The organism is uncultured Parabacteroides sp., assembly GCF_905196875.1.
In the GTDB taxonomy this organism is placed as follows: Bacteria; Bacteroidota; Bacteroidia; order Bacteroidales; family Tannerellaceae; genus Parabacteroides.
Window position 1 is genome coordinate 84871 of record NZ_CAJJWO010000004.1, and the last position, 16923, is coordinate 101793.

At 41.9% G+C, this 16923-nt stretch carries 9 protein-coding genes; 4 read left to right on the plus strand and 5 right to left on the minus strand.

All coding sequences use genetic code 11. The features are described 5' to 3' along the window. Nucleotides 1-76: 76 nt before the first annotated feature. Nucleotides 77-1669 (plus strand): glycoside hydrolase family 31 protein, encoded by a 1593-nt coding sequence (locus tag QZ076_RS02515; protein WP_293710178.1) that lies wholly within the window; start codon nucleotides 77-79, stop codon nucleotides 1667-1669. Between the two features lie 42 nt (nucleotides 1670-1711). Here QZ076_RS02515 and QZ076_RS02520 read toward each other — a convergent pair whose 3' ends face one another. The 5 genes from QZ076_RS02520 to QZ076_RS02540 all read right to left on the minus strand — a co-directional run bounded on the left by QZ076_RS02520 (nucleotide 1712) and on the right by QZ076_RS02540 (nucleotide 11449). Then, nucleotides 1712-3862: an alpha-N-acetylglucosaminidase gene (locus QZ076_RS02520; protein WP_293710046.1), complete on the minus strand. Its 2151-nt coding sequence runs from the start codon at nucleotides 3860-3862 to the stop codon at nucleotides 1712-1714. Between the two features lie 199 nt (nucleotides 3863-4061). After that, nucleotides 4062-5240 carry a family 16 glycosylhydrolase gene (locus QZ076_RS02525; RefSeq protein ID WP_293710047.1) on the minus strand — a complete coding sequence of 393 codons (1179 nt, stop codon included), beginning with the start codon at nucleotides 5238-5240 and terminating at the stop codon, nucleotides 4062-4064. A 92-nt stretch (nucleotides 5241-5332) separates the two neighbouring features. Then, the gene (locus tag QZ076_RS02530) at nucleotides 5333-6805 is read right to left on the minus strand and encodes a RagB/SusD family nutrient uptake outer membrane protein (protein WP_293710049.1); all 1473 of its coding nucleotides are present in this window, start codon (nucleotides 6803-6805) and stop codon (nucleotides 5333-5335) included. A 31-nt stretch (nucleotides 6806-6836) separates the two neighbouring features. Beyond that, a complete protein-coding gene (locus QZ076_RS02535; protein ID WP_293710051.1) occupies nucleotides 6837-10313 on the minus strand; it encodes a TonB-dependent receptor in 3477 nt (1158 codons plus the stop codon). Nucleotides 10314-10471: 158 nt separating this feature from the next. Continuing rightward, on the minus strand, nucleotides 10472-11449 hold the full coding sequence (locus QZ076_RS02540; protein WP_293710180.1) for a FecR domain-containing protein: 978 nt from the start codon (nucleotides 11447-11449) through the stop codon (nucleotides 10472-10474). Between the two features lie 209 nt (nucleotides 11450-11658). Between QZ076_RS02540 and QZ076_RS02545 the strand changes: the two genes are divergently transcribed. The 3 genes from QZ076_RS02545 (at nucleotide 11659) to QZ076_RS02555 (ending at nucleotide 16923) form a co-directional block, all read left to right on the plus strand. Further along, nucleotides 11659-12255 (plus strand): RNA polymerase sigma-70 factor, encoded by a 597-nt coding sequence (locus QZ076_RS02545; protein ID WP_293710053.1) that lies wholly within the window; start codon nucleotides 11659-11661, stop codon nucleotides 12253-12255. 63 nt (nucleotides 12256-12318) lie between these two features. Next, entirely contained in the window at nucleotides 12319-13335 is a 1017-nt protein-coding gene (locus QZ076_RS02550) for a FecR domain-containing protein (protein WP_293710055.1), read from the plus strand. A gap of 243 nt (nucleotides 13336-13578) precedes the next feature. Further along, nucleotides 13579-16923, plus strand: coding sequence for a SusC/RagA family TonB-linked outer membrane protein (locus QZ076_RS02555; RefSeq protein WP_293710057.1), 3345 nt, complete (start codon nucleotides 13579-13581; stop codon nucleotides 16921-16923).

The following is a 16923-nucleotide window of genomic DNA, read 5'->3' on the forward strand; positions in this document are numbered from 1 at the left end:
TGTTTAGAAAATAAGAAGTTATCCCTATCTTTGCGGGGTAATTAATAAATCTAATAAAACAAACATGAAGCATTCGATGAAAGCCTTTTTGTTGTCCCTGGTTGTAATCTTAGGAATATTACCTTGTTGGGCAGGAAGTAAATATGAATCCAAAATATCTTCTTTGGAAAATGAAAAATGGTGGGGAGGCATGGTGGCACTTGGTTCTCAAATGCCGTTTAAGGAAAATATGCGTCTGTTCGATCTTTCTACAGAGAATTTGAATAATCAGAATGTTCCTCTTTTGATTTCATCAGAGGGACGATACATATGGAGTGATAAACCTTTTTCATTCAAGTTTGAAAATGGAATATTACAGCTGTTTTCCGATTTTGAGAGTATAGAACCGGTATTAGCAGGTAATACGTTGAAAGATGCTTATATGGTCGCATCTGCAAAATATTTTCCTCCCTCTGGTCAGTTACCTGACTCTTTATTCTTTTCCATGCCTCAATATAATACATGGATTGAACTGATGTACAATCAGAATCAGGAAGATGTATTGAAATATGCCAACAATATTTTGAAATATAAATTCCCCATAGGTGTTTTTATGGTTGATGACAACTGGCAGAAATATTATGGTAATTTTGATTTTAAACCCGAACGTTTTCCTGATCCGAAAGGTATGATCGATCAGCTCCATAAAGACGGATTCCGTATTATGTTATGGATCTGTCCGTTTGTTAGCCCGGATAGTCCGGAATTTCGCGAATTGCAGCAAAAAGGTTATTTAATCAAGAAAAAAGGAACCAACCAGGCGGCTATTATTCCCTGGTGGAACGGATATAGTGCATGTTATGATCTGAGTAATCCGGCTGCTGCAGAACATTTAAAACAACAGCTACGTAATATGCAGGATAAGTACGGTGTGGATGGTTTCAAATTTGATGCAGGTGATATCGGTCCTTACAGTGATCCCGATCTGGAATTTTATGATAAAGACGCTACTTCAGTCGATATGTGTGAATATTGGGCAAAAATAGGTCTGGATTTCCCATTCAACGAATACCGTGCCGGTTGGAAGATGGGAGGGCAGCCTTTAGTGCAACGCTTGGGGGATAAAGACTATTCCTGGAATGCAGTGGGCTTGTTGATCCCTGATATGATTGCTGCGGGTCTGCTAGGATATGCTTATGCTTGTCCAGATATGATCGGCGGGGGGCAATTCGGCTCTTTTTTGGGTATTGACCAGACCAAGTTGGATCAGGAATTGATTGTTCGTTCCTGCCAGGTGCATACATTGATGCCTATGATGCAGTTTTCTGTAGCACCTTGGCGCATCCTCGATGAAAAGCATCTGGCTATCTGTCGTGATTATGCTCATTTGCATGAAAAGATGGGTGGTTATATTCTCGATCAAGCACGTTCTTCAGCACAAACAGGCGAACCGATCATTCGTCATATGGAATATGCTTTTCCTCATCAAGGATTTGTAAATTGCAAAGATCAGTTCATGTTGGGAGATAAGTACTTGGTAGCTCCGATCCTGACAAAAGAACATACACGTAAGGTTATGTTGCCCAAAGGAGAGTGGAGAGATGATACCGGCAAAAAATTCCGTGGGCCTAAAACGATAGAGGTGAATGCTCCTCTGGAAAGATTACCTTGGTTTGAGAAGATAAAGTAAAAAAGGAAAAGGAGTAGAACAATAATTTCTACTCCTTTTTTGTTATTCAAATATTTCTTTGAATATATGTTTTATAGTTGGTATACAATCGTTTTCTGGTTTAAACGGATACAGATTCGTCTCTTTTGTCCAAGGTTCTTCCAATGTATAAAAATCTATTTCTTCCGGATTCTTTCCATTCATCTTCTGGATAAGATTGTCGAAATAGGCTTTCCATCGCATGTAGTAGAAATCTTTTAGTATCCCGTTCCATTCCTTATGGGCATAATCTCTCAGACCTCCTTCGTCAGCGGCCTGACGGTTGCCCCAGGTGGTAATCTGTACACGTGCGTTCCACTCATATAAAGCTTTTTCTTCAGGAGTCTTCCCCAGATTACGAGCCTGGTCAATCCAGTTTCCTACCATAAACTCACGACGTGTTCCTAATAATTCATCTTGCAAAAGGATCAGTTGCAGGAAATGCCGGGAGGCCATTTCAAAGAGTGGCTTATCTCCTGATGTATAAGCGGCCATCACTGCTTTGTACAACAGACGGCCTCTTTCTGTAATGGCTTGGCGAACAATATCAACCAGGTCATATTCAAAGTTATTATTCCCTTTATACTGATCGGCTACCGATACCATCAGACGAGCAGCACGGATAACATCCTGGGGATTGTAATAATCAGACATTTCTGACCAGCTGGAAGTCTGATAAGCATTTTCTGATGGACGTGCACAAAAAATTGATTCATGTGTTCCCTGCTGAACGGATTGAGGAGGACAGTTGTAGATCGAGTTACTGAGTAACGTCCAGGCTTCTTCCACCGTTTTATTATCAGAACCGTAACGGGCACGAACGTAGTTTGCCAGCCATTCCTCTTTATTAAACCGTTGCTCTCTCCAGGGTAGTTCGGTTAATAACTCAAACATGATAGGATTGTTTTCACTACCCTCCATCGCCATACCGACGCCACATAACGTTTTACCGAAAGGGCTTTCTTTTGCCTTATAGAATTCATCGATCACATGCGTCATTTTTCCGTGCAGACCGACATTACCGCCATAATTCAGCAGCATACAATAGATCCAGTCGTGTTGCCCAAAACCGCTTTTACGGTACCAGGTCGACTCGGAGTCTCCCCATTGCGGGCGGCTTTCTGCAAACAGATCGAGGACAATCATATCTCCGGCTTTCAGATTCTCAATCATCTTTGAGCGAGGATTGGCCTGCCATGCCTGGGCCACCCAAACGGCTTTCGAATTTACCTTCTTCATGGCAGACATGATTGCTTTGCCAGCAGCATCCAGATCGACTCCGGCAACGCTACCTCCTTCATGGAACGGGTCCATGCTGTAATAATTGGCTTTGCCAAACAATTTCTCCATCTCTTTGTAATAAAGGGAAGCTATCTCCTGAAAGCGGGGATCGGTAGGCTGAAGGAAAGCCGGACGGCGATAACCGCACCATAAGCCCGGGTCGGAAACATTCAGTCCCAGCTTTTCTTTGGCATTGTGGGGGACCATGCCCGAATATCCCGGCAATACAGGTTCGATACCGTATTCACGCATACGTTTCAGTATCTTCTTTTGCAAAACGGTCTGCTGCTGATACCAACTGTCAGGATTTGGACCGCCCCAGCCTTCCAGGTTATTCATCAGCCACCAGGCCATAAAACCGGGGCCAGAGATAAATTCATTGATCTCCTCTTTGTTGTATCCCAACTTTTTCAAAACGTTATACCAGACACTTTCCACCCCTGTCATGGCTAATGGCAGATTGATACCGTGCAAAGCCATCCAGTCGATCTCTTTCTCCCAGCGATCCCAATTCCAGAATGCCATTGTATAAGAAAACGTACAGTAGTTCAGGTTATAACGTAGTTTCATCCCTGTTTCATGTCGTTCTTTTTTTGTTACGGCAGGAAGGACTTCCGGAAGCGTAGCTTGCATTCCGTTCCAAGAGAGGTGAATGCCTGCATGATATTTTAGATACCAGTTTATTCCGGTTGCAATACTGACATAATTGTTACCGCGGATAACGATTTTATCTCCTTTTTGATCCAGTTCAAAAAAGTCGGTGGGCGATTTGATCTGTTCGATGACAAATTTACGGGAAGCTCCCTTGTCAATACGCTCTAATAACCCGTCTATCGGGCTTGCTTGTATCACTGCCGAAAAGCATAATAGCAACAAAATATTAATTATTTTCATTTTATTAGATTGTTAATGTTGTCAAAATATTTATACCATATTGGTTGTTTTTGGAGATCTACCATTTCATATCGCCATTAGCACGACGAATTGCATAGCGAGTGTTTTTTTCAAACGATCAGTCCCGTCCGGAATCCATAGGCCTAACCGATAATTCCCGAGGTTGACGGTTTCCTGTATATGCATATTCGTTTTGTTTTTATTTGGTTGTAATGATCAATGTTGCCTTTTCCCCTTTCAACAGAGTGTCGGATAGACCGGTTATTTGACCGTCGACAATGACAGTTCCGACTTTTTGAATCCGACTGAATGCTTCATCACTCAGCGCTTCCCATTCAACAAACTGTTGAGTGACAGTTCCGTCATTATAATGAACATTCACATAAGATGGTGTATATAGGAGTTCACGAGTGATATGCCCGTCGATATTCCGCAATACGGCTTTTCCTTCGGAAACTTCCATACGGGCCGGTTCAACGGAGGTTATGCGCAGTTCATTGGCAGGAACGGACTTATAACCATCCGGTATCTTTTTATACATGCGGATATAATCGATATCGAAACTTTTGGGGTAAGGAATGGACGGATCATAGGTACCGGTCCAGCCATTTTTCGCTTTCCGGTTATCATAAAAAGAGATGATCTGAATAAGTGGATATGTTATAGCTGCTCTATGCCTCATGACCTGTATGCCATCGACGTAGACAGCGACCCCTTCCGGCGTCCAGTCAAATCCATAGATATGAAATTCTTCTGCCAACTTTTTGTTGGCAAACCAGGGATGTTCTGTATGATACTGGATCGTAGAGTCTTTCCAGCTATGCACTGTTGCCCATATTTTATTCACATCTGTCCCCAGGATCTCGAAAATATCGATCTCGCAGCTTTGGTTCGGATCATCCTCAAAGCCGATCAGCCACCAAGCACAATGTACGCCTCCTCCGTTTTGCATCTTTGCACGCATTTCATAATAACCATATTGATTGATCTGAGTGGCTTCTGTCTTTATCTCGTGCAGTGCTTTCTTTTTAGAGTCGTAATGGTGAAGCCCTGTGCGGCTGGCACTCATAAATCCGGAGATATACATGCTTTTATCGAATTCATTCTTTGAATTTTTATCAATAATGAGTTTGATAACTCCGTCTTTCATCTCATAAGTAGGTGTACAGATACTCCTGTCTTTGGGCCAGGAGGGCAAATATTCCGGAATCCATTTACTTTTATCAATTTTATTTCCTTCAAATTCATCGTGGAAAATCAGGCGGTATCCTTCTTTTTCCAGTGGATTGGCAGGATAATCTTGTGCTTGTATTAACTGCGTAACTCCTTGCAGGAGAAAACATGTACACAAAGTACTGAATAAGTGTTTATAGTTCATGATATTTAGTTGTTAGCTGAGAGAAAAAAGGCCGCAATTAAAGCGGCCCTTTCTCACAATGCAAATATATATTTAAATCATTAAAAAACGAATTAATATCCAGCGTTTTGTATAATAATTCCTTTGCCTTCATTGATTACTGCTTGTGGCAGCGGGAACAATACAAACTCCGGTTTGGTAGTCGTGGATCCTCTGTCTATCGCGTTCTGGATAAACTTACCGTGGCGGATCAGGTCGGAACGACGTACGCCTTCCCACCAAAGCTCATATCCTCTTTCCTGAAGAACCTTATCCAGGAAATCATCTGTGCCTTTCACATCGCCCATGGTATATGCTTCCAGTTTAGCACGTACGCGAACCTGATTCAGTAAATCCAGTGCTTCCTGGCTAACTGCATTATTATTACGGACAATCGCTTCCGACAATAATGTCAATACATCGGCATACCGATAAACGATCCAGTCGATCTGGCTACCATCGCCGGTTGACTCGGGGTCTTCTGCATACTTAACCGGTACGGCTCCCGAATAGGTGTTACCGTGCTTGATAATATCGGATTCTTCATTGAACAATACACCATCGTTCCCAATATATTCACCCACCAGTACGGAAAGGCGGTCGTCTTTTTTATTGAATGTACGATAGAACGGCCAGGGAACTTTGAAACCGTCCCAGCGTTGGATAGAGTTATTTTTGCAAGGATAGTTACCCGGCAGACAGTGATCGTGCCATAATTCTAACTGAGTTCCTCTTTCTTCCGTACAGGCAAAAATGATTTCTTTGTTCTGTTCATTTTCCAGTGTGAAGATAGACTGGTACGTATCCATCAAACCATATCCATAATCAGCTTTCATCAGTTCACGACCACATTCAACCGCTTTTGCCCAGTTCTTTTCATGCATATAGAATTTCATCAGAACGGTATATGCCAAACCTTTGTCGAAACGTCCGAAAGAAGAGGCACGGGTAGGAAGACCTTCCAATGCAGCTTTCAATTCTGTTTCGATAAACGTAGTCATTTCTTCCTGGGTAGCACGCGGTATGATCTCTTCTGCCAGCGGATTATTCAGCTGATCTAATGTAGGAATGGGGATAGGACCATAAAAATCATATAATAAGAAGGCTAGCCAACCACGCCCCATGTGTATCTCTGCATTCATGCGTGCTTTAACGTCATCAGCCATTTCCACACCGGAAATACGTTCCAGGGTTAATGTCATAGTCCCCAGGTATTTTGCATAGTTGGTGTAGTTGATCGTTGAATATTGATGATTGGGCGTCCAGTTATGGTTGGTCAACGGGATCCATGCATCATTGACCCAGCAGCAAACGGCTATATCCGTCGACATATCACCGATGATCTGTACACCAGTAGCAACGTTAAATATACCACTATAATTATCACAACGGAAAGGAGCATAAACTCCACCTGTAACCAATGCTTCCGCATCCTTCTCTGTTTTCGGGAAAAATCCGGGGTTGATAGCATCATATCTTTCCGGTTCCAGGTCGGTACATGAACTTAATGCGCAGCAGCACATTAATGTATATAATAATTTCTTCATGATCTAATATCTTCTTTTGTCGATTAATAAATTAGAATGTAATATCCAAACCAAAGCTATAAGTACGTACATTCGGATAAGCCCATTGCAGGCTGGAAGGAGTACTTTCCGAGCTTGAAATATCTGTTTCCGGGTCAAGACCTGTGTATGGAGTGATGACGAACGGGTTGTTCACATCGAAATATACGCGTACATTGGACAAGATATGCTTGCTGGTCTTGATCGGTATATTATAACCTAATGTGATGTTACGGCAGCGGATAAACCAGGTCTTTTCGTAATAATAGTCGCCTGTACCGTATGCACTTTCCGTTTGGAAATAACCGGGCAGCGTTCCGTTAGGGTTCGTTGAGCTCCATATATCGCTTACGGAAACCGGCTGATTGTAACCACGGCGCAAGTCGTTGACGTTATTACTGATCCAGGTTTTCTTATAACTACCGGCAGATAGTTTATTAAACTGGCCGTAGAAATATACATTCAGGTCGAAATTCTTGTAACGGAATGTGTTGTTGAAACCGAACAGATAACCAGGGTCGGCAGAGCCATAGATTACTTTGTCGGCATCATCCAGTTTACCGTCAGGTTTACCGGTTTTCATCGGAATACCGTGTTCATCGACCTTGATGGAACCATCCTCATTATAAACATATCCGTTGATATCTTTGATTTTTACCTGTCCGGGAAGTGCACCGGGCATATGATCTATTGTTTCACCCGGTTGTACCAAACCATCTGACAAATAGCCGGCATAAGAGCGGATGTAACCGTTATATTCGCTGTATGCACTGGGTTTCCAGTTCGGATCGCGTTCTTTCCACTTATCGCGGTAGAGGGAGAATGTCAGGTCGGAAGTCCATTCGAAATCTTTATTGCGGATATTAGTCGTATTCAATGTAAATTCAAAACCTTGGCTCTGTGTTTTTCCAACATTCGCAATGATTTTGTTAACTTCATTGTAAGAAAGCAAGGTACGTTCGTTCAACAGGTCTGATATTACTTTATGGAAGTATTCTGCTGTTACATTGATACGTCCGTTCAGGAAACCCAGATCCAGACCGAGGTTCCATTCGCGTGTGGTCTCCCAGGTAAGTTCGTTGTTTCCCATCTGGTCCAGATAAACGCCGTTGATAGCACTACCGCCAAAAAAATTGTTATTACCAACTTTATAATAGCTGTATGCTTTATCCCCTACATTTGCATTACCAGTTTCACCATAGCTCAAACGTAATTTACCGTTTGACAGTACTTTTGTCAGTGGCTGTAAAAATTCTTCTTCAGTGAATCTCCATCCGGCCGCAACAGAAGGGAAATATCCCCAACGGTTTCCTTCGGCAAAGTTGGAAGAACCGTCGGCACGCAGTGTTGCAGTCAATAAATAACGGTCTTTAAAAGAATAATTCACACGTCCGAAGAAGGAGGCCATACGTGACTTGGTTGCACTTGATCCGACAGTCGGACGTTTTGCATTACCGGCTCCCAGGTTGTTATATAAGAAACCGTCCGTAATGAAGTCATTGCTTTTTCCTGACAGGAATTCATAATCGAACAATTGATAGGAATGGCCGACCAATGCATTCAGGTTATGATCACCGAACTGTTTGGTATAATTGGCTGTCAATTCCATCAGATAGTCGGAGTTATCGGCCTGCGCAATATATCCTGCTCCGTTTTCTCTGGCTCCATACAACGTTGTTGTAGGCATGTATTGTTTACGTTTCTGATAGTTGCGGTCGATACCGAAGTTTGCTTTCAACAACAAGTCCTGAATCGGACGAACTTCAAAGAATACAGTACCCAGTAAACGTTCTTTGGTCGTCTTATCCGTGATATCCAACAGAGATACGGGGTTCGGAAGGAATGAAGCGTCCTGGTTCATTGTATATTCGCCGTTCTCATCGCGTACCGGTAGCGTCGGGTTGAACTGGGCTGCAGAAACCAAAATACCTGCATTTTCATTCTGTCCGTTACCCAGAGGAATGTTGTCATACTGGTTGCGTGAAACATTCAGGTTTACCCCCATCTTTACATATTTACTGAGCTTCTGATCCAGGTTCACACGTGCAGAATAACGTTCCATGGCATTATTTTTAATAACACCGTCCTGTTTGAAGTAGTTTCCTGAAACCAGATATTTCGTATTGTCATTACCTCCTGTTATCGAGAGGTTATGAGAAGTCTGGAAGCCTAAACGGGAGATTTCATCAAACCAGTTCGTATTATGTGCGGGATTGGCTATCTGTTCTGCTGTGTAGTCGGGAACGAAAGGCGAAGTTACATCTGATTCCGATTTGCCTCCGTAGATACCGACACCATTCGTACGCAGCCACAATTCTTTTCTGTAGTCATTAGTGGCCTGCATGAAGCCCGATGCATCCAACATCTCATAAGACTTGGAAATATCCTGAACAGAAACAGATCCTGAATATTGAACTTTGGCAGCTCCGCTCTTTCCACGTTTTGTAGTAACGATGATCACACCGTTACCTGCACGTGCACCGTAAATAGCAGTAGAACTTGCATCTTTCAGCACTTCGATCGATTCAATATCATTCGGGTTGATTGAAGATAAGATGTTATCTTTATTACCGTCCTTGTATTGGTTACCGCTATCCAGTGATCCCGGGTCGCTTACAGGAAAGCCGTCAATAATGATCAGCGGATCATTTCCTGCCTTATCTGATGAAGCAGCTCCACGAATACGGAATGTAGACTGGCCGCCTGGCTGTGCACTGATCGTACTAACCTGTAAACCTGCTGCTTTTCCTGCCAGTGCATGACTGATCGTTGAAACTGTTCCGACAGGAGCATCATCCATTTTTACGGAAGCGACAGCACCTGTCAGGTCTTTTTTCTTCATAGTACCATAACCTACTACTACGACCTCTTCCAATGCCTGTGTATCCTCTCTCAGCTGAACGTTCACTACACTCTGGTTCTTAACTGCTATATCCTGCTGGATATATCCGATAAAAGAAACCTGCAAAATGGCGTTGGCTGAGACTTCTATTGAGTATTTACCATCTATATCGGTAGTTGTCCCATTTGAAGTACCCTTTTCAATAACGTTCGCCCCGGCAACAGCTCCCATAGCGTCGCTTACAACGCCGGTTACTTTACGGGTTTGTTGTGTAGTTCCGGCAGATACGGGAGAATTTTCGGATGTCAATACAATATGACGGTCTTTGATCGTATACTTCAGGCCTGTCTTATTGGTGATCGCTTTCAGTAAATCTTCGATATCTACATTTTTTTTGTTAATAGAGATCTTCTCATTTTTATTGATCTCTTCCAGATTATAGAAAAACAGGAATTCAGACTGTTTTTCTATTTGTTTCAGTACATTCTCTAATGTTTCTTCTTTAGCAGAAACACTTAGCTTGGCTGTTTGCGCATAAGTTGCGGCGACCATTTGCGACAGGCAAACGGTTAACATTAACACGGTTAATTTCATGATTTTTATAGTTCTTTTCAGATTTACGGAAACAACTATACGTTGATTATTCATACTTTTGAATGTTTTAAGATTAAACATTATTCCACGGCAATGGAAGTTTAATTGAATCACACACTTTAGAAGAGAGAATCCGGCAAGATTTTCTCTTCTTTTTTGATTTTACCTTTTTACTCACTCATACTATCCTCATTTTAAAGATTAACAACTGCTTATATTTCTGAAATCGTTACATGGCGTTCATCTATCTTGTATCTGATCGGTATAGAAAGGTGGATGATTTCCATAATGTCTTTTATACTTTGTCCGCGATAGAATGTTCCGGTGAAAGTGCGTCTGTTTAACCTTTCGGAGTTGACAGTAAACTGTACTCCATAGACATGACTTAACCGGTAAAGAATAGCTTTCAGGCTCTGCTCCGGGAAGTAATAATATCCGGTAGTCCAGGAAATATATTGTTTTGCATCTACATCGAAAATACTACTGATATGGGTATTCCGGTTATACACCAGCTGCTGGTTGGGTTTAAGTATAGCACGTTGCGACCTGTTTTCTGTCGTCAACCGGACTGATCCTTCCAATAAGGTGGTCGTGAGCAGAGAGTCGGAAGGGTAAGCTGTCACATTGAACTTAGTTCCTAGAGCTTCGATATCCTGTTCCTTCGTCTTTACGATGAAAGGCTTATCTTTATCTTTAGCAACCTCGAAAAAGGCTTCTCCTTCCAGATAAACGGTTCTCTGTTTATTTCCATAGTCATTTTCATACCGGAATATGGTTTTCGAACCTAAACAGACTTGAGTACCGTCCGGCAGTTCGACTACATCTGCATCCAGGCCGTCCCCTCCGATATAGCGGGTGGCTATTTTAGTTTCATGTTCATTGGAGAGAAAGAAAGCAGAGGTAAGACAGACTGCGACCAGTGACACTGCTGCATAATTACCAAATTGATGCCATTTGCTTTTTATCTGGCGTTGTATTCCCTTCTTTTGTAAAAGACGATCCCAGCTTTTTCGGATATCCTCTGTCAGACTGTCAGAATTACAGCAGGCATCATAAATCGCCTTGGTTTCAAAGAATAACTTTTTATTATCAGTATTCTCATTCACCCAGGTATAGAAATCATCCATACCCTGCGAGTCTAATCCTCCTTGCAGATATTTTATGATTAAATCTGAATGTTCGTTTTTTATATATTCTTTCATCTGACAGATTAAATGACTTAGTCCTTTATGAACTATGTCAATAAAATGGGGCACGTTGTAGATTGTGCCTGAAACAGGAAAAGAGACACATCATTTATAGATCAATATATCTCTGAGTCTTATTTCTGTATCGTTAAAAGGAATCTATCATTCAAATAAATTTTTATCTTTGCCCGAATTAATAGAGAGAAAGAGATATGGAAAAGCACACACTGAAGGATATCGATGCTACAGTATTAAAGCGTCTGAAGGAAGGAGATGAAGCTGCTTTCGAATCCATTTACTGGAAATACAATTCCCATGTCTTTAATTTTATAAACTCACTATTGTACGACAGGATTTTATCCGAAGATATTACCCAGAGTGTTTTTATGAAGATATGGGAGAGACGTGAATCGATAGATCCGGATAAAGGGTTTGATGCTTATCTGTTTACTATTGCCCGTAATATGGTTTATAAGGAAACGGAAAACCGTCTGTTGTCGGAGTCTGCTTTTTATGCATTGTCCCAGCAGCAAACTAATGAAGACTTCCTGATGGAAGAGAAAATCGATGCAGATTCACTCCGTCTCTATATCGATAACCTAATCGAACAATTACCTCTGTCCAGAAAAGAAATATTTAAGTTAAGCCGTAGAGAACATCTGTCGAATAAAGAAATCGCTACTCGTCTGTCGATTTCTGAAAAAACGGTGGAGACTCAACTCTATCGTTCATTACGTTTCCTGAAAGAAAAATTATCCAATGATCATTTGTTAGCTATATTACTGGTCATATTAGCTAATGAATGTTAAATGTATTTTTTTTTACTCCCCTTGTAAGGGATTGCTCTTCTTTTCGGATATACAACTTAAACGATGACAAAAAACAATATAAATATAGAGTTACTCGATCGCTTTATGCGTGGCGAAACATCTCCGGAAGAAGAGCAGTTGCTTCTGGAATGGTTCCGTAATTCTGCGTCGAGGGATGAAATTCTGAACTTTTATCAACAGCGGTGGATTGAAACCTCTGATGAGGAGTTGCCTGCGGAGGTTCAGGGACGGATGTTCCTGCGTATTAAGGAAAGAATGCATGAAATAGAGGAATCACAAAAAGGACGGGAAACAAGGAGTATTAAATCCAAATCGTCTTTTACTCGTTTCTTGCCTTATGCAGCTACTATATTATTATGTATAGGAATTTTCTCTTCTTATTTATATACTCTGAGTAAATCGCGGGTCGCCACTGAATATATCGTATCGGCAGAAAAGGGACAGAGGGCAAGTATTGTACTACCGGATGGAACCAAGGTCTGGCTGAATTCGCATACCGAGCTCCGTTACAAAAGCGATTACGGTGTAAAAGAACGTAATGTCTCTTTAAACGGGGAGGCTTATTTTGAGGTGTCGAAAGATAAGGAACATCGTTTTGTAGTAAAAGCTGGTGAGATGGAGGTGGAGGCTTTGGGTACATCATTTAATGTGAAGGCATATAATGAAGATCCCGATTTTGTCGCTACCCTGTTTGAAGGAAGTATAAAGGCCGGAACGGGAGAAGACAATTCGGTTATCCTGACCCCAGACCAGCATGTCAGCCTGAATCGGCAAAGCAGGAGCCTGACTGTCGGTACGTCGGAGAATGTATCGTATGCCCGCATGTGGCGCAATAATGAACTGGCTTTTGAAAGAGAGAAACTGGATGACATTGCCATCTTGCTGAATCGAATGTACAATGTACAGCTCGAGTTTAAATCAGATAAGATAAGGAACTATCGTTTTTCGGGTGTTATCAAGAATAATAGCTTAGATAATGTAATAGAGATAATAAGCCTTACAGCTCCCATTATTTATGAGTCGCATGGAGACACGATCATATTGGATGCGAAGCCGTAGTGAGAATAAATAAATTGTTAATCTTAAAAAAATTGAGCGGCCTATGACATAAGAATATTCAAAAAAAGGGGACAGGCTCCAAAGGAGAACTGTCCCACTCACACGATCTTTTACAAATCAGAATCAATCATTCTCCTTGTTTATAGAGATAACTTGCCGGTTATCTCCGGAGTTTAATGACTCTTGATTCTGCTTGTAAAGTTACTATTTATAATCTTTTATACGATTAAAAAACATCTAAAAATGAGTAACATCAAGCAAATAATATTACGGGCGGCTTTATGCAGTCTTATGTTTGCCTCTTCAGGCATTACAATTGCTGCCCAGATTTCAATCGCTGCAAAGAATAAGCCTTTACGTGAAGTTATTAAAGATATCGAAAAGAACAGCGATTATCGTTTCTTCTATAATGAAGACCTGACCGGTTTAAACACTGTTGTGTCTGTTGAAGCAACCAATGGAGATATTAAGAAAGTATTGGATAAAATAGTTGCTGAAGCAGGAATTACTTATATCCTGAAAGAGAATAACCAGATTGTTTTATCTGCCCGCTCGGCTCAGGTAAAACAACAATCAACACGGATAATCACAGGACGTGTAACCGACCAGAAAGGTGATCCGGTTATTGGAGCCAATGTATCAGTGAAAGGAACTACAAACGGTACAATTACCGATATGGATGGTAATTTCTCACTGGAGATATCCGGAAGTCCGGTTGTTCTGGTTTCCTATATCGGATATAAGAACCGCGAAATAGCAGTCGGTAAAGAGAAAAACCTGTCTGTCCAATTATTGGAAGATACCCAATTGTTGGATGAAGTAGTGGTAACAGCTTTGGGTATCTCAAAGAGCGAACGTGCATTGAATTATTCTGCTGCACAGTTATCCGCATCGGAGATAAGTGAAGTGCATTCTGGAAACTTACTGACAAGCTTGGGAGGTAAGATCGCCGGATTGGATATTACCGGGAACAAACGTAGCGGTTCAACTAAGATAGTTTTGAGAGGAATTGGTGAAATAGCATCAGGCTCCACAAACAAACCTTTGTATGTTATTGACGGTGTACCTGTCGATAACTCGAACAATACTGATGTAAGCCCGTTCGGTGGGACAGACTATGGCGATGGCCTGAGTGGAATGAATATGGATGATATTGAATCCATCAGCGTACTGAAAGGTCCATCGGCTGCCGCTCTTTATGGTTCGAAAGCTTCCCGTGGAGCTCTCCTTATCACTACAAAGAAAGGGGTAGCCGATCAGGGAATCGGTATCGAGTTCAATACAAATACATCTATGTTGATGCCCTATGCCGGATTGGCCCAGTATCAGCAAGTGTATGGTAGCGGACAAGGAGGAAACTATCCGAAGACACTGGCTGATGCTATGGCTGTTTCTGAAGACGCTTATGGTGCGAAGCTCGATCCTAATACGACATCTGTCTTTATCGATGGCTCGGAGCATAAATATGTTTCTCGTTATAAACCGATGGATTTTTATAATAATGGTTTTAATACAGCCAATACGCTCTCTATCATCGGTGGAACAAAGAAAGCCACTTTCCGTTTTGCTTATGGAAACGAGTATTACAAGGATATTACACCGGCTTTTAATTATATGAAACATAACCTGACTATGCGTATGAACGGTGATCTGACTTCACGCCTGAGTTATGATTTCAAGATCAATTTTAATGTAACAAATGCACATCAACGCCCGGAAAGCGGACACGGACAATTCAACCCGACAACGGTATTACCTATTATGGGAGCCGATACGGATTTGAAGAAACTGGAAGCTATGGGACGTGATATCACTACCGGTGGCCTGATGAACAACTGGGACGGTGCACTGAACCCTTACTATATACTGTATCAATATAAGAATAATGACCAGAGCTATAATGGCAACGGACTGGCTTCTGTCAGTTATAAGATACTGAATAACCTGAAAGTCACTTATCGTCAGGGGCTAGAAATGACCGATTTTAATACCGATCAGACTATTCCTCAGGGATCAGGATTCTGGGCTTCTATGGCCGGACGTTCCGATTATATGACAAAGGGTGGAATGAGCAAGTATAATAGTAAGAATCTACTGGTGAACAGTGATTTATATGCAGAATACCATGGAGAGTTCGGTAAGTTCGGGCTGGATGCGATGATGGGAGGAAACTACTGGTCACAGAAAACCCGTAGCACCAGTGTAGAAGCCGCCGACTTCATTGCAGAAGGTTTATATACTCCGAGCAATGCCAAAAATCAGAAGGCTTCTTTTTATATGATGAATAAACGTATGTGGGGCATGTACGGTTCTTTGGACCTATCGTATAACCGCTTCCTTTATCTGTCATTTACGGCCAGAAATGACTGGAGCTCTACTCTGCCCAAGCAGAATAACTCTTATTTCTATCCTTCTGTCGGAGGTAGCTTGGTTTTTTCTGAGTTAATGGATCGCCCGGACTGGTTCAGCTTTGGTAAGATCCGTGCTTCATGGGCACAGGTCGGGAGTGATACGAATGCTTATCAGCTCGATATGTATTATGGCTTATTCCCCGGAGGATTCCCCACTGAATCAGGTTCGATTGTATATCCCGGAAATATCCAGAATACACAGTTGCCGCCGCTTGACCTGAAGCCGATGAGAACAAATTCAGCCGAATATGGTTTCGATATCCGTTTCTTTAACGATCGCCTTGGTTTGGATGTTTCCTACTATAATAATACGACAAAAGATCAGATCTTGCAGATCCCTATTCCTAATTCATCCGGATTTTCATCCAGCCTGATGAATGCCGGCTCTGTGAACAATCATGGTTTTGAAATCTCATTGAGCGGAAGGCCTGTCGAGACAAAAGACTTCTCCTGGGATCTGGGCTTTACGTTGTCACGCAATTATAGCAAGGTGAAGAAACTACACGATGGCTTGAAGAGCATACAGATGTATTTTGTGGAGGCAATGAGTGTAATGGCCATTGAAGGCGAGCCTTACGGTGTGATGTACGGCTCAGACTATCTGTATGACGACTCCGGGAATGTTCAGCGAGATGCCAATGGATACCCATTGTACGATAAGAGTTATAACTCTTATCTAGGTTCTGCTATTCCAAAAGTGATTATGGGGCTTACCAGTCATCTTGAATACAAAGACTTTTATTTGAACCTGACTATCGACAGCCGTCTGGGACATAAGTATTATTCAAAGACCTCCCGTTGGATGTATGAACACGGAACCCACATTAACTCTGTGCCTGGACGTGATGAATATTATGCGAACGGTACCGGTCTTGATCCGTTGAAGTTAGGTAAGATACAGAGTGTTACAGCTTCTCAGAACGTATATAACGGTGGTTTCATCCGTATGAAGGAAATATCGCTGGGATATAAATTGCCGGCGAGCTTTATCTCCAAGCTGATGCTTAAACAGGCCAATGTCTCGTTGGTATTCAGCAATCCGTTCTTCATCTGGAGAGGAAGTGATTTCTGTGATCCGACATTCTCTCTGAACTCGACGGTGGGTATGGAAGGTATTGAAAACGGTGGTGAACCTGCTGTACGTTCGTTAGGTATAAATCTGAATCTTAAATTTTAA

Coding starts and splice junctions, on each gene's coding strand:
- QZ076_RS02535 (WP_293710051.1), bottom strand. CDS start 10,313: ATGAATAATCAACGTATAGTTGTTTCCGTAAATCTGAAAAGAACTATA.
- QZ076_RS02520 (WP_293710046.1), bottom strand. CDS start 3,862: ATGAAAATAATTAATATTTTGTTGCTATTATGCTTTTCGGCAGTGATA.
- QZ076_RS02545 (WP_293710053.1), top strand. CDS start 11,659: ATGGAAAAGCACACACTGAAGGATATCGATGCTACAGTATTAAAGCGT.
- QZ076_RS02525 (WP_293710047.1), bottom strand. CDS start 5,240: ATGAACTATAAACACTTATTCAGTACTTTGTGTACATGTTTTCTCCTG.
- QZ076_RS02550 (WP_293710055.1), top strand. CDS start 12,319: ATGACAAAAAACAATATAAATATAGAGTTACTCGATCGCTTTATGCGT.
- QZ076_RS02555 (WP_293710057.1), top strand. CDS start 13,579: ATGAGTAACATCAAGCAAATAATATTACGGGCGGCTTTATGCAGTCTT.
- QZ076_RS02530 (WP_293710049.1), bottom strand. CDS start 6,805: ATGAAGAAATTATTATATACATTAATGTGCTGCTGCGCATTAAGTTCA.
- QZ076_RS02515 (WP_293710178.1), top strand. CDS start 77: ATGAAAGCCTTTTTGTTGTCCCTGGTTGTAATCTTAGGAATATTACCT.